The organism is Sedimentibacter sp., assembly GCF_038562225.1.
In the GTDB taxonomy this organism is placed as follows: Bacteria; Bacillota; Clostridia; order Tissierellales; family Sedimentibacteraceae; genus Sedimentibacter.
Window position 1 is genome coordinate 121,937 of sequence record NZ_JBCFAS010000003.1, and the last position, 15,153, is coordinate 137,089.

The 15,153-nt window shown below is 39.3% G+C and carries 12 protein-coding genes and 1 other annotated feature; of the genes, 10 read left to right on the top strand and 2 right to left on the bottom strand.

The window, feature by feature from the left end; translation table 11 throughout:
* Positions 1-39: 39 nt before the first annotated feature.
* From AAGU76_RS12470 to AAGU76_RS12500, 7 genes are all read left to right on the top strand, one after another.
* The gene (locus AAGU76_RS12470; protein ID WP_342485836.1) at positions 40-1,722 is read left to right on the top strand and encodes a formate--tetrahydrofolate ligase; all 1,683 of its coding nucleotides are present in this window, start codon (positions 40-42) and stop codon (positions 1,720-1,722) included.
* Between the two features lie 111 nt (positions 1,723-1,833).
* Positions 1,834-2,574 (top strand): formate/nitrite transporter family protein, encoded by a 741-nt coding sequence (locus AAGU76_RS12475; RefSeq protein ID WP_342485837.1) that lies wholly within the window; start codon positions 1,834-1,836, stop codon positions 2,572-2,574.
* A gap of 18 nt (positions 2,575-2,592) precedes the next feature.
* Positions 2,593-3,462 (top strand): bifunctional 5,10-methylenetetrahydrofolate dehydrogenase/5,10-methenyltetrahydrofolate cyclohydrolase, encoded by an 870-nt coding sequence (locus tag AAGU76_RS12480; protein ID WP_342485838.1) that lies wholly within the window; start codon positions 2,593-2,595, stop codon positions 3,460-3,462.
* Positions 3,463-3,615: 153 nt separating this feature from the next.
* Entirely contained in the window at positions 3,616-4,992 is a 1,377-nt protein-coding gene (locus AAGU76_RS12485; RefSeq protein WP_342485839.1) for a sodium:alanine symporter family protein, read from the top strand.
* 37 nt (positions 4,993-5,029) lie between these two features.
* Positions 5,030-5,782, top strand: coding sequence for an alpha/beta fold hydrolase (locus AAGU76_RS12490; RefSeq protein WP_342485840.1), 753 nt, complete (start codon positions 5,030-5,032; stop codon positions 5,780-5,782).
* Between the two features lie 406 nt (positions 5,783-6,188).
* Positions 6,189-6,419 (top strand) — a binding site (T-box leader).
* A 121-nt stretch (positions 6,420-6,540) separates the two neighbouring features.
* Entirely contained in the window at positions 6,541-7,947 is a 1,407-nt protein-coding gene (nhaC, locus tag AAGU76_RS12495) for a Na+/H+ antiporter NhaC (RefSeq protein WP_342485841.1), read from the top strand.
* Between the two features lie 12 nt (positions 7,948-7,959).
* Complete coding sequence (locus AAGU76_RS12500; protein WP_342485842.1) at positions 7,960-8,841, top strand: MBL fold metallo-hydrolase; 882 nt, start codon at positions 7,960-7,962, stop codon at positions 8,839-8,841.
* A 221-nt stretch (positions 8,842-9,062) separates the two neighbouring features.
* Here AAGU76_RS12500 and AAGU76_RS12505 read toward each other — a convergent pair whose 3' ends face one another.
* Positions 9,063-9,323: a hypothetical protein gene (locus AAGU76_RS12505; protein ID WP_342485843.1), complete on the bottom strand. Its 261-nt coding sequence runs from the start codon at positions 9,321-9,323 to the stop codon at positions 9,063-9,065.
* A gap of 183 nt (positions 9,324-9,506) precedes the next feature.
* Between AAGU76_RS12505 and AAGU76_RS12510 the strand changes: the two genes are divergently transcribed.
* The 3 genes from AAGU76_RS12510 to AAGU76_RS12520 are packed head-to-tail and all read left to right on the top strand — an operon-like array spanning position 9,507 to position 13,077.
* Entirely contained in the window at positions 9,507-10,271 is a 765-nt protein-coding gene (locus AAGU76_RS12510; RefSeq protein WP_342485844.1) for a GntR family transcriptional regulator, read from the top strand.
* Complete coding sequence (locus AAGU76_RS12515) at positions 10,246-11,601, top strand: Na+/H+ antiporter NhaC family protein (protein WP_342485845.1); 1,356 nt, start codon at positions 10,246-10,248, stop codon at positions 11,599-11,601. Before AAGU76_RS12510 ends, AAGU76_RS12515 begins: the two co-directional genes overlap by 26 nt.
* A 30-nt stretch (positions 11,602-11,631) precedes the next feature.
* On the top strand, positions 11,632-13,077 hold the full coding sequence (locus AAGU76_RS12520; RefSeq protein ID WP_342485846.1) for a M20 family peptidase: 1,446 nt from the start codon (positions 11,632-11,634) through the stop codon (positions 13,075-13,077).
* A gap of 113 nt (positions 13,078-13,190) precedes the next feature.
* On the opposite strand, the gene AAGU76_RS12525 is transcribed toward AAGU76_RS12520, so the two are convergent.
* Positions 13,191-15,119: a flavocytochrome c gene (locus AAGU76_RS12525; protein WP_342485847.1), complete on the bottom strand. Its 1,929-nt coding sequence runs from the start codon at positions 15,117-15,119 to the stop codon at positions 13,191-13,193.
* Between the last annotated feature and the right edge of the window lie 34 nt (positions 15,120-15,153).

Consider the following 15,153-nt stretch of genomic DNA (forward strand, 5'->3'; position numbering starts at 1 on the left):
TGATGGAACATTTATTTCAATACAATCGGAGGAATTTTGATGGCACACTATTTATCAGACATAGAAATAGCGCAGCGGGCAGAAATGCAGGTTATCAACAGCATAGCGGAAAAAATGGAAATTCCGGACAGTTATGTGGAAAACTATGGAAAGTACAAGGCAAAAATCGATTACAGATATTTGCAGAACGAACTGAAGGACTATGAAAATGCAAAGCTCATACTGGTTTCGGCAATAAACCCCACTCCTGCCGGAGAAGGGAAAACCACCACCACAATCGGTCTAGGGGATTCTCTTTCGAGTCTGGGCAGGAAGACAATAATAGCACTGCGCGAACCGTCCCTGGGACCGGTATTCGGAGTGAAGGGAGGAGCTGCAGGAGGAGGATATTCTCAGGTAGTTCCCATGGAGGACATCAATCTTCACTTTACAGGTGACTTCCACGCCATAGGAGCGGCAAACAACCTGTTGGCTGCTATGCTCGACAACCATATCCATCAGGGAAACGAACTCAACATCGATACAAGAAGAATTATGTGGAGAAGGGTTGTGGACATGAATGACAGGCAGCTGAGGCACATAGTGGACGGTCTTGGCGGAAAGACAGAAGGCGTTGTAAGGGAGGACGGCTTTGATATCACAGTGGCATCAGAGGTTATGGCAATATTCTGCCTGTCAAATGATATAATGGAGTTAAAGGAAAACCTTTCAAAAATAATAGTTGCATATACAAGGGACGGAAACCCTGTAACAGCCGGACAATTAAAGGCGGAAGGGGCAATGGCCGCACTGTTGAAGGATGCTTTGAAGCCAAACCTTGTCCAGACTCTTGAAGGGACGCCTGCATTCATACACGGAGGACCGTTCGCCAACATAGCGCACGGGTGCAACTCTGTTATTGCAACGAGAATGGCAAGCAAGATAGCTGACTACGTCGTTACGGAAGCAGGATTCGGCGCAGACCTTGGAGCGGAAAAATTCATAGATATCAAGTGCCGTAAGACAGGGTTAAAGCCAAGTGCTGTGGTTATAGTGGCAACGATAAAGGCGCTGAAATACAACGGTGGGGTTGCCAAGGCAGACCTAGGGACACCAAACCTTGAAGCTTTGGAAAATGGACTGCCGAACCTGCTTAAGCATGTTGAAAACATAACACAGGTGTTCAAGCTTCCTACAGTGGTTGCCATCAACAAGTTCCCCACAGACACTGATGATGAACTTACACTAGTAAGAGAAAAATGCAGGGAACTTGGAGTCAATGTAGCACTTTCAGAAGTGTGGGGCAAGGGAAGCAAGGGCGGAAAAGAGCTAGCGGAGGAAGTGCTGAGACTCACCGAGAAGGAAGGCAGTTCGGAATTTGTATATGCACTTGAGCTGCCAATAAAGGAAAAGATAAAAGCTATTGCGACAAAGCTTTACGGAGCAGGCGAAGTGGAGTTTTCAGCCAAGGCGAGCAAGGAAATAGCAAACTTCGAGAAGCTGGGTTATGGCAACTTGCCCATATGCATGGCTAAAAACCAGTATTCTTTGACGGATGACCCCAAAGTTTTAGGAAGACCCACAGGATTCAAAATAACAATCAGGGACATAACAATATCAGCAGGAGCAGGATTTCTGGTGGCACTTACAGGAGATATAATGAAAATGCCCGGACTACCAAAGGTGCCGGCAGCAGAGTTTATAGACGTCGATGTTGACGGAAAAATCAAGGGTCTGTTCTAAACAGCCTCATGAACAAGAATATGGCAGCCGGCACAAAAAAATAAAATGTGTCCAGCTGCCGCTGCAAAAAAGCAATTTTTACACCAAATAATCAGTAAAGGGGATAATGATTTGAGTTCAGTATGCTTATCGCCGAAAGAAACATCAGATGCGCTTATACAGGTGGCAATAAAGAAAGCATCTTATACGACATCAAAAAGAATGCTGTTAAGCTTTATTGCCGGAGCTTATATAGCACTGGGAGCACAGGGGTTTATAGTTGCCTATAGTAACGCCTTTATAAGAGCTGCGGTATTTCCTGTGGGACTTATGCTCATAGTATTGGCAGGCGGTGAATTGTTCACAGGAAACTGTCTTATGACATTCGGACTCATGCAAAAGGAAATAACATTAAGGGATTATCTGATGACATTGCTGCAGGTGCTGGCAGGAAACCTGATGGGATCATTGTTCATAATGTTTTTGCTTTATTTCGGAGGGGTGTACAACAAACCGGAGATGGCAGAAACAGTCATAGCAATTTCCAGAGTTAAGACATCACTGACATTTGTTCAGGTATTGATGAAGGGCATATTGTGCAACATACTTGTGGCTTTGGGGGTGTGGCTCGCCACCACATCAAGGGATACCACAGGGAAAATGCTGGGGTGCTGGTTCCCGGTAATGCTGTTTGTATTCAGCGGTTATGAGCATGTAGTGGCAAACATGTTTTACCTTCCGTTGGGAGCAGTGCTGGATTCATCCATAACAGTGACTAAAATATTACTGAATTTCATACCTGCAACGCTGGGGAACTATATAGGCGGAGGTCTTGTCATTCCGCTGATTTACAACAAGGTATATTATGATTAAAAAGGTAGGAAGAGCATTATGGGAGAATTTATAAAGGGAAGGCAGACGGCGGACGTCATAACACTTGAAGTGAAAAAGGGTGTTGAAGATTTAAAAACTCAAAATGTAAAACCAAAACTTATGATTGTCAGAGTCGGAGAGAGGGTGGACGACCTATCCTATGAAAAGGCAGCAATAAAAAGGATGAAAAGTTGCGACATCGGATGCGAAGTTACAGTATTGCCCGGTGATGTCAGCCAGGATGATTTCATCGGCATTCTTAAGGCTGTCAATGGTGACAGTACGGTTCATGGAATATTGCTGTTCAGACCTCTGCCGGAACAAATTGATGAAAATACAGTGAAGCACATCATAAGCCCGGAAAAGGACATTGACTGCTTCAACCCTGCAAATGTAGCCAAAATTGCAGAAGGGGACAAGACGGGTTTTGCGCCCTGCACTCCCACAGCTGCAATGGAAATATTGAAACACAACAGCATACAGCTAAGGGGGAAAAAGGCCGTTATTATAGGAAGGTCGCTGGTAGTGGGAAAACCCATGGCTTTGTTGCTGCTGGAAGAAGATGCAACTGTTACAATATGTCATTCAAAAACGGCAGAGCTTGCAAAGGTGGCTTCAGAAGCAGACATTCTGGTCGCAGCCATCGGCAGGGCCAGGATGATAACGGAAGATTTCGTGAAAGAGGGAGCAGTCGTCATAGATGTGGGCATAAATATGGACGAGGAAGGCAATTTGTGCGGAGACGTTGATACAGAAAGATGCAAGGACAAATCAAGCTATATCACACCTGTCCCGGCAGGAGTAGGTTCCGTGACTACAGCTGTTCTAGCAAAACATGTTTTGAAGGCATGTCAATTAATAAAATTTGCACAAGAACAGACTATATAAAAGTTATAGCTTATGTTAAGAATGATATATAACATGTTAAAATCTGAGGGCATAGTAAAGATATTAACTTATATAATTATACTATTGATCTATCAAAAATTACTTCTGGAAAACGTTTGAAAATTCTAAATTAATTCTAAAGGAGTGGAAAGTATGGAAATAGCAATGAATTTGGTAAATGCACTTAGTAATGAATTATGGAGCAAATGGGTTTTAATTGCTTTACTCGGAACCGGTATTTTAGTATTTTTTGCCACAAGAGGAATTCAGCGAAAGCTAGGATTGACGCTTGTAAGAACATTTAATGCATTTATAAAAAAGGACAAGAAGGAATCAATTGATGATGAAAGCGAAGGCAATATATCTTCTATCCAAGCATTGTTCACTGCATTGGCTTCAACAGTTGGAGTAGGAAATATTGCTGGTGTTGGTACAGCGCTTGCTGCTGGAGGTCCAGGTGCAATATTTTGGATGTGGGTGTCAGCGTTTTTTGGAATGGGATTAAAATTTGCCGAAATAGTTTTATCTGTAACATATCGCGAAAAAGATAAAGATGGTACTTGGAGAGGTGGGCCAATGTATGTATATAAAAATGGTTTGAATTCTTCATGGGCAGGTGCTATTTTTGCATTATTTATGGTTATAGTTTCATTTGTAAGTTTAAATATGATGCAGGTAAGTTCAGTAGCTAATGCAATGGAATCATCATTTAATATATCACCTATGGTAACAGGAACGGTGTTAACAATACTAACAGCATTAGTAATCTTTGGCGGTATAAAACGTTTGGCTAAAGTTACTGAAATTCTAGTTCCGGCTATGGCATTACTATACTGTATTGGTGGCTTAATGGTGTTGATATTAAATATTGATAAAATACCCTCTGCATTCGCATTGATCATTAAAGATGCATTTACTGGGCAAGCTGCCGTTGGTGGTTTTGCAGGATCTACTATTATGATGGCTGCACGATTTGGTGTAGCCAGAGGTCTATTATCAAATGAAGCTGGATGTGGTACTGCCCCAATGGCTCATTCTGCAGCCAAGGTTAATCATCCGGTAGAGCAAGGACTTTTCGGTATTTCAGAAGTATTTATTGATACTTTCATAGTCTGTACATTTACCGCTTTAGTAATATTAGTTACCGGCGTATGGCAGACAGGCAATAGCGGAGTTGTACTAAGTTCAAAGGCATTTGGAGTCAATTTAGGATTTATAGGAGAGAGTATTGTAACAATTGGAATTGCTTTGTTTGCTTATTCAACTCTTCTAGGTGCTAGTTGGTATGGAGAAACAAGTATAACTTATATATTTGGTTCAAAATCAATTAGACCTTATAGAATAATATATCTTTTATTGTGTTTTATTGGTGCTAATGTAGGTTCGAATTTCATTTTTGCATTGACTGATGTTGCAAATGGATTTGCGGTTTTGGTAAACGTCATATCTGTTATTCTTCTTATTAATGTTGTTAAACAAAAAACTGATGAATATTTTAGTCTTGAAAGCAGTTTAATGAAAAAAAATTAAGGTTTACTTACAAAAATACAATTCAGGAGATTTTATTTTGAGAGATATAGTATGGATAAACAGCAGAGATAATGAAATGCTAGGTATTTTAGAATACAATTCACCGGAAGACAAAGGTAAAAATTTGGTGGTTTTGATTCATGGTTTTGCTGGTACAAAAGTTGAACCCCATAGAATGTATAAAAAAATATCTGATAAATTGTGCACTCTTGGATACACTGTACTAAGATTCGACTTTGTCGGTTCAGGGGATAGCGATGGTGATTATAGAGATATGACAATTAATGGTGAAATTCAGGATGGATTGAATGTTATTAATTTTTGTAAGGAAAAGTATGATTTCAAAAAATTATATATTCTTGGTTATAGTATGGGAGGCTGTATTGCATCCATAATTGCTTCCATTGTAAAAAGTGATGGGTTGGTTTTATGGTCACCGGTATCTAATCCATTTTGGAACTTTCACCACATTTTTGGTGATGAAAAATTTATATTAGGGTTAATGGAAAATGATGTTGATTATATGGGAGACGTTATAGGTAAAAATTTTTTTAATGAATTATCAAAAATAGATCCTTTAAAATATTCGAAAGAATACAATGAGCATGTTTTAATACTTCACGGAACAAAAGATCAGGATGTGTTTTTGGTGAACGCATATAATTATATAAATGCATTTCCAGACAGTTCATTACATTTAGTTAATAATGCAGATCACTGTTATTCATCGACAGAATTTGAAGAAGAGCTACTCATGAAAACAGAAGAGTATTTTAGGGAGTATATATAAATTAATACCTTACATTTGAGTGAAATAATTTCCACGATATTACATTGAGAATCGTACATCAATAGTTAGCACGACTTAGGACTAGACAAGAATCACATACATATTCTTTAAAAATACTAAACAGGTATAGTAAAACGAAGTGGGCAAAGAAAACAGGATGTTTACAACTTTAAATCCAAGCCGCCAGATATTATTGTATGTGGATAATAATTTGTTGAAGTTTAAAATAATTAATATTTGGTTAGTATTTTAGATAGATGGTATTTGATTTTACTTTATTCTTAGGTAATCATAACCATCTGCTTTTTTGTTATCAAAAGAATTATAGAATAGAAGCTAAACAAATATTTCCCAAAATATCATTGACAAATCCTCAGTTTTAAAGTAACATGATAAAAAATAAATAGCAATTGCAGTGAAGTAGAGAAAATTATTTCAGATGCTCACAGAGAGTCAGTGTTGGTGGGAGCTGGCAGCGGAGAAATATAATATACACTACGGAGCAGGTTTGTTCAAAGGTATCCGAGTAGACAAACACGTTTACCAACGTTACATGGTTAGAGGTTGTTAGACCTCAAAGTGATGATATTATAATATATCATAATAAGGGTGGTACCGCGGATCTTTCGTCCCTGTAAGTATATTACTAACGTAATGTATTTACAGGAATGAAAGATTTTTTTATTAAATTGCGACGGCAATTTCATTCTATAAACTCTGCAGGGTTAAAAATTCACTAAAAAAATCAGGAGCAAACTATGAGCGATCAGAACAAGAAAGGGAAATTGAATTTATTTTTAGCGTTATTGCCTTTATTGGTGGTTATTGTATTTGGATTGTTATCGGTAATAAAATGGAAGGCAGGAATGACTATTCCAATAATATCAGGCATCATTACAGCCGGATTAATAGGAATCCGCCTGGGGTTTAAATGGGATGAACTGCAGCAGGGGCTGATCAAAGGCGTATCCAGAGCCCTTGCTCCGCTGTTCATAATTATGATTATCGGACTCATCATAGGTTCATGGATTCAGGGCGGGATAATTCCTTCGCTGATTTATTTCAGCCTTAGAGTCATCAGCCCGAAGATTTTCGTTCCTGCTACAGCACTGGTCACAGCTGTCATAGCCACTGCTACAGGCACTTCATTTACTTCGATTGCCACTGTGGGACTGGCATTGATGGCAACAGGTCTGGGGATGGGATTTCCGGCGCCTCTATTGGCTGGAGCAATTATTTCCGGAGCTTATTTCGGAGACAGCATTTCTCCTCTTTCGGACACTACAAATTTAGCATCTGCAATGTCAAACTGCACATTGTTTGAACTTGTAGGACACCTGGCTAAAAGCGGAGGGCCTGCACTGCTGCTGTCATTGATAATTTATTATGTATTGGGAATGAAGCAGGCGACGCAGGCAGTCATCAACATCAGCTCCATAGCTGAAATTTTGCAGGGACTGGACAGCGCCTTTGTAATCAGTCCGTGGCTTTTGCTGATTCCTGTTATAACTATCGTTTTTTCCATCAAAAAGTTTCCGGCTATTCCTTCATTGATATCTGTTGCTATAATGGGAGGCCTCGCAGCAATATTCGTTCAGGGTGCTGACATCGGAAGTGTTGTAAAAACCATGACTAACGGATTTACAAGCAATACAGGAATTAAAATGGTGGACAGTCTGCTGACCAGAGGCGGAATCAATTCCATGGGTGGAACCGTAATACTTCTGACTTTGGCTGTGGCGCTGGGAGGCATACTTGAAGAAATCGGCTCATTGGAACTCATATTGGAAGTAATCATGAAAAAGGTATCTTCTGCCGGACAATTGGTGATCGTGACCATATTGAGCAGTCTGGTTACCGCCTTTGCAACAGGTGCCCAGCTGCTGGCAATCATGATTCCTGCAAGGATGTTTCAGAAGGCATACAGTGATTTCAACCTGCATCCCAAGAACTTAGGCAGGGTTGCACAGTCCATAGGCTGCATATGCATCAACCTGGTTCCATGGAGCGTGCCGGCTTTGTTTGCCCAAAGCGTCTTAGGGGTCCAGGCCATGGAATTTGTTCCGTACATTTTCTTTGCGTACTTTACGATCATCATCAATATTATATATGGATTTACCGGATTTACTCTTGATAAGGTTCAGGATACGGCGGTTAACCAATAACGAGGAGAAAACATGAATAAAGAATCCATTACAAAGGTTGTTATGCTGGGAACAGGAACACCAAACCCGGTGCCTGAACGTTCCGGCCCCAGCGTTGCTATTGTGGTTAACGACAATTCCTACCTGGTTGATTTCGGAACAGGAATTGTAAGACAGGCTGAAAGGGCAAATCAAAAGGGAATCAGAGCTCTCGAAGCTAAAAATCTGAAAACTGCTTTTTTAACTCATGCTCATTCAGACCATACCCTCGGACTGGCTGATTTGATTTTCACACCATGGGTGCTGGAAAGAGAAGATGCCTTAAAAATATTCGGTCCCAAAGGTCTTAAGAAAATGGTGGACCATGTGGTGGCTGCCTATGAGGATGATATCAATGCCCGAATGTTTGGTCTTGAGCAGGCTAACAGTACAGGTATAGAGGTTAAAACAACAGAAATCGAAGAGGGGATAGTGTATCAGGACGAGCTTGTGACAGTTGAAGCGTTTTTAGTGGACCATCCTCCGTTTGAAGCATTCGGCTACAGGTTTACCACTCCTGACAAGGTTATTGTCGTATCGGGAGATACCTGCTACAACACGAACTTGATAGAGCATGCAAAAAATTGCGATATCCTGATTCATGAGGTCATTTCTTCAACGGGTGTTCAGCTGAGGGACCCAAAGTGGAAAAAATATCACCTGAGAGTTCACACTACCAGCAAGGATCTGGCAAAGGTGGCGGCAGAGGCTAACCCCGGCAAGCTTGTCTTCTATCATCAGCTGTTTATGGTTGCTCCTGATGAAACAGGCAGAATGGTGACAGAAGCTGAAAGAGAAGAAGAAATGATAAACGACGTTAAGGCTGAGTACAAGGGAACAGTAATATCAGCCAGGGATCTGGACATTATCACATAAGCCGAATCACTGATGCCGTGTACTTTATATCAACATAATAAGCGGCATGACCTAAATCATGCCGCTTAACTCATCAGATGACATTGTATTCTTTTAACAGCTTTTCAATATCGGTTTCTTATCCATATTTTAGCGGGCGGTTATAAATTTACCTTAAACAGAAGTACCGCAAAAGTAGATTTATAGTTTAGTTCTCGTTTTGAAATTCTTTCAATATCTCTTCAGTCACTAATTTGCTTGAGTTTAATACTAAAGATACCAGGTCCAGGATGTAATGAGTTACCTACAAAGAATAAGTTATTAGCTTTATCAGACTTAAAGTGTGGTCCGAAATAATTTGTTTGAGTCAAAGCAGTGCTAAGTCCAAAGGCTGTGCCTCTATACGCATTAAAATTACGTTCAATATCAATAGGAGTAAGGTAATTTTTATATGCAATATTCTCTTCTATATCCTCCAACCCTTTTATTTTCTTCAATTCCATAATAATTTTATTTGCTAATTTATCAATTGCAGCATCATCCTAAGTTATTTTATTACTCTAAAAACATCAGAGTATTCAAAAATAAGTTGTAATTTTGGAAATTTTTGCATATAATTAAATATCATAACCGTGGTAATACCACGGTTCTATTAAGAGTGTTACACATGAGAATCAGGAGGGTTAATGAAAGGGAAATCAGCGGAAGCAATCGTTGAAGAGCTTCTTATAACGGGCATTTTAAACGGTAAGTATCCAGAGTTTTCTATGCTGAAACCAGAAAGAGAACTAGCAAGTGAATTTGGATATAGCCGACCGGTCATTCATAAGGCAATCATACGGTTAGAATCAAAAGGTCTGGTAACCATCATACCAAGGCAGGGGATTCGAGTAAACGATTACAGAGAAACAGGTAAACTTGGGCTTTTGGAAAGTATTTATGACCTTTATCATGGCGGCATCAACAAATCACTAAATCAGTCCATGCTCAATTTTATTAAGAACAATCTTGAGGCAATGATTGAACTCTTGATTGTTGGACCTTATGATAATCGAAGAAATTGTATTCAAAAGCAAAACCAAGTTAAATTTGAAGAAAGTCTCGATGTCTTCATATGGCTTCAAAATTTTGCTTTATTTTGCGGCAATTCTGTTTATCCAATGCTGCTCAATGAATTTAGAAGTGGAATTCTGAATGTAGCAAGTGCAGTCTTACTTCACGGAGATCGAAGTCTGTTTGAAGCAAAACTCAAGGCTGTTACATCACTTTTGTCAGATGATTATGAATTTGATATTCTAAATAACAAGCTTGAAAATAATAATATTGATAATAAAAACACTGCACAAATTCGAGAAGTTGTTGCTCAGACGGTACAAATACTTTTCGCATTTATAGAAGAAAATTGGCTTATTGAGGGGGAAAATCATGAAACAAAAAAATCCAGCTGTTAATACATTTTTGACCGCGGCAATCGTTTTAATCGTCATGCTGTTTTTAACGGGTTTGCTGACGTATTTAATTCCTAATGGTGATTTTAATGCTGAGACGATGACATTTACTATAAGAGAAGAACAGGGAATCCCAATCCACACTTGGATAGGTGCACCAATACTGGTGCTCTTCAGTGAATCAGGAGCACTTGTGATAGCCATTATTCTTTTTCTGTTAATCATTGGTGGCTCGATTCATCTTCTTAAAGAAACGGGACTGATAGAGGGCATCATTTTAGCCATAGTTAAGAAATTTAAAGACAATGAATTTGTACTTCTTTGTATGCTTGTCTTTGTTTTTATGGCTCTTGGTGCTTTCATCGGGGTATTTGAAGAAGTAGTACCCCTCGTACCACTCATTATTATCCTTGCAAGACGAATGGGGTGGGATGAATTGACAGGGCTGGGCGTAAGTGTACTGGCAACCGGACTTGGTTTTGCTGCTGCAGTTACAAATCCATTTACCATAGGTGTTGCCCAAGGCCTTGCAGATGTTCCTATTTTTTCTGGGGCATTGCTGAGACTATTGGTATTTATCTCTGTTTATGCTATTTTAGTTGCATTTTTGTTCAGTAGAACAAAGAAACATCGAATAGATTGTGTGGAAAATGAACTTACAAGCAAGCAAGATGTTTCAAAAAAAGCATATGGCTTTTTTATAGTTCTAATGCTCATCATGTTTATGCTTGTGGGAGCTACACCTTTTGTGGAAGCCTTAAGAGATTACACATTGCCATTAATCGGTGTTATTTTTCTTGTGGCAGGCATTGGTGTGGGGCTTATTTCAAATTGGAAACCTACAAGGGTGGCAAAACAGTTTTTCATTGGTGCAAAGGATATGTCACCAGCCATAATTTTAATTTTACTGGCTACAGGAATCAAACACGTTATGATTGAAGGTCATATTTTGGATACAATTCTCTATCAAATTTCACAAAATATCAGTCACACATCTCCGTTAACAGCTGTTCTTATTGTATTTATTATTGTTATGATCATGAACTTTTTTATTGGATCAGGCAGTGCTAAGGCATTTATATTAATGCCGATTCTTGTGCCAATTATGGACCTATTGGGAATAGGAAGACAACTGGGAATTTTAGCTTTTCAGTTTGGAGACGGATTTTCAAATGTACTTTATCCAACTAATGCGGTGCTGCTGATTTCACTTGGACTGGTTCAAGTCGGCTATGGTAAGTGGATTAAATTCATATTGCCGCTTCAAGGGATTTTGATGCTTTTATCGATATTTTGGCTTACTGTTGCCTTTACAATTGGGTATGGATTGTAAAATGCTTAATTATAAATAAGGAGGATAAGGATGACAATTTATATTTTATTAGGATTTATAATTTTATTTGCAGCATGTATATTTTTAAGAGCAGCATTTTTTAAACCCGAAAAATCAAAAGAGATAAAGCAAACACCGACAGGAATAGAAGATTCAGCTGTTCAAAACGGCATCGTTCAAAGATTTCAAGAGATGATACAGCACAAAACCATATCGTATAATGATTGTTCAAAAATAGATTTTAAGGAGTTTGAGCGATTCAAGGAAATGCTTGTAAGGAATTATCCTAGACTTAATGAAGCTTGTACGAGAGAACTTCATGGTGATGCAGGTGTTCTGTATAGATGGCCCGGCAAGATTGCCGGTGATCCTGTGGTGTTAATGTCACATTATGACGTTGTTCCGGTGAATGAGGAACTATGGACAAAGCCTGCGTTTGAAGGCCTTTTTGAAAACGGCGTTATTTGGGGACGTGGGACACTTGATACAAAAGGAACGCTTTGTGGTGTGGTTGAAGCCGTAGAAAAGCTTATAGGAGAGGGATTTGTGCCCGAAACAGATGTCTATCTTTCTTTTTCAGGAGATGAAGAGATTAGCGGTAATTCTGCACCAACTATTGTCGAAGTGTTAAAATCACGAGGCATTCGCCCAAAACTCGTTTTGGATGAAGGCGGTGCAATTGTTGAAAATGTATTTCCGGGAGTGACAAAGCCAAGTGCGCTCATCGGAGTAGGTGAAAAAGGATACATGGATGTGGTTTTAGAAATGTCTGGTAAAGGCGGTCACTCATCAGCACCTCCTTCACATACATTAGTGGGAAGATTGGCTAAAGCAGTGGTAAAGCTCGAACAGCATCCCTTTAATGCAAATATTTCCCCGGCGGTTAAGGAGATGTTCGAAAAAATGGGAAGACATTCAACGTTTATGTACCGCCTAATATTTGCAAATATGTGGTGTTTTGGACCTCTTTTAAAAATTCTTTTTACAAAACAAGGGGGAGAGATGAATGCACTCATTAGAACCACCCTTGCACCGACAGTTATGGAAGGCAGCCAGGCGTTCAATGTCATGCCTCCCAAAGCCAAAGTAGGACTGAATTTACGCCTAATGGTTACCGACACTGTAGAAAGTGCTTTAGCGCGTATTAACCGTATAATATCAGATCCCGAAATTCAAGTAACTTGCATAGGGGGACATAACGCTTCACCAATAGCAAGTACCACATCGGAAGGTTGGAAAAAGGTGGAGCGAGCCATAGAAGAAACATGGCAAGGAACAATTGTGTCGCCTTATTTGATGTTAGCTGCAAGTGACTCAAGGCATTTTTGTGCAATTAGCGACAACGTCTTGAGATTTTCAGCGATGACGCTTTCATCTGAGGAGAGAGGCATGATTCATGGCAATGATGAGCGAATTACGGTAAAAGCATTGATGGAAACTGTTGCGTTTTACATAAGATTGATAAAGCAGTTATAACGCCCCGTCCCAATGACATTCTATGACATTTCATTGTTTACACAAAAAACAGCATTCGACGTTTGATCTGTCAAATGCTGCGCTTAAAATTATTTAAATAGTTTTATGCTACATTATTTGGCTTTAGCTGCACTTTCTCCGGATATACGTCCAAATACGGTTATATCAGCTATAGCATTTCCTCCAAGGCGGTTTGCACCATGAATGTCACCTGTTACTTCTCCTGCTGCATAAAGCCCTTTGAGTGGGCTGTCGTCTTGACCGATTACACGGCCTTCTGTATCTATTTTTATACCACCCATTGTATGATGAACAGTTGGAAGTCTTTTGGCTGCATAATATGGTGGGGTTCCTAATTTTTTATCAAAAGTTGTAAGGCCGAATTCATCAACTGCACCATCAACAACTGCATTGTATTGATCAATTGAATTTTGAAGGTTAGCAGCATCAACACCTATTATTTTTGCTAACTCTTCAACGGTGTCTGCCTTAAATGTTTTTCCCAATTTAATCAAGTTTTCAATTTGAGCATCTTTTCCTTCAGGATAATTTGTACCATCTGCTATAACCCACATTGTACCTCCAGGCTGAGCATATGTTGCGTTAACCATAACATCACGTCTGGCATCTTCAGATACAAATCTTTTACCTTCATTATTGACGAATATTCTGTTTAATCCAGAAGTTTTTGGAACATTCATCATCATACCTGTTCCTACTTCGCCATTAGGATGCAACTGGATAAGGCCCATATCAATTAACTGCGCACCTGCTTTTTCTGCCATAACTATACCATCGCCTTGTGCTGCAACGCTTTGATTTGAACATCCTATACTGCTGTCCAAGTTCGCCCATTGCGTATTATATTTTTGACGCATTTCTACATTAGCGCCAAATCCTCCTGTAGCAATGATAACACCATTATTAGCATGATATGTTACTGGATACTCACCCTTCATGGCTTTCACGCCAACAATTTTACCACCTTCTACTATTAATTCTTTAGCTTTAGTATTTAACTGAATTTCAATGTTATCATTTTTGTCTATATAATCTTTAAAACCAAATACTGCCGAAAAGCCGTCAGGGTATTTTTCTTCTGTTCCGTAATGGCTTCTTCTCCAAATAGCACCTGTCGCCATACTAAGTTTATCTTGAAATTCAACTCCTAAACTTTCAATCCATTGAACAGCTGGAAGAGCATTTTGAGTTAAAACTGTAATCAATTCAGGGTTTCCTTCATAATCTCCGCCGTTATATGTTTGAAGAGCGTGCAGTTCAGGACTATCAAATAACCAAGCGTTTCCTGCAGCTACATGTGCGTCATATTGTTCTTGTACTGTTTTTTGAAGATTTGCTTCATAATCATCATGGGGTTCTTTTGTTAGAAGTTTAGTTAATGAATTACGATTACTATCGGTCATTTCTGTGTTTTTTGATTTTTCCGGATCAGCAGCATTCAGCGCTCCTCCTGAAAATACAGTACTTCCGCCAATCATTCCAAGCTTTTCAATTACAATTACTGAAGCACCATTTTGATGCGCTGATACAGCAGAAGCTAATCCGGAACCGCCTGCGCCTATTACAATAACATCAGCAGCATATTCTGTTTCAGATGGGGGTACGTCTTCCTTTTTTACTGACCAAGCTTCTACATCTGCGTTAGCCTGTTTTAAACAATCTGTTACAGCGGTTATAACGGCTCTGCTTGCAAAAGTTGCTCCTGATATAGTATCAATTCCTACAGATTGCTCAGCAACTATAGCTTCAGGAATTTGATTTATGACTTGCTGTACACCAGCTGTTTCAAATAATTCGGTAATAGTTACACTTTTAATGCTATTTTCATCAACTACAGTCTCAACTGTTACCGGTCCATTATGGCCGTTTGCTGTAGCAGTGTATGTACCAGGTGTTAATGTTTTTCCTTTTGATGGTTCTTCAACAGATTGAGGTGCTTGTACTTTTTGGCTGCACCCTGCAATAGATAAAATCATGCTTAAACAAAGCAAAATAGCAATGATTTTTTTGGATTTTTTCATTTTCTTACTCTCCCTATAATTTTTTTGTTGCTAG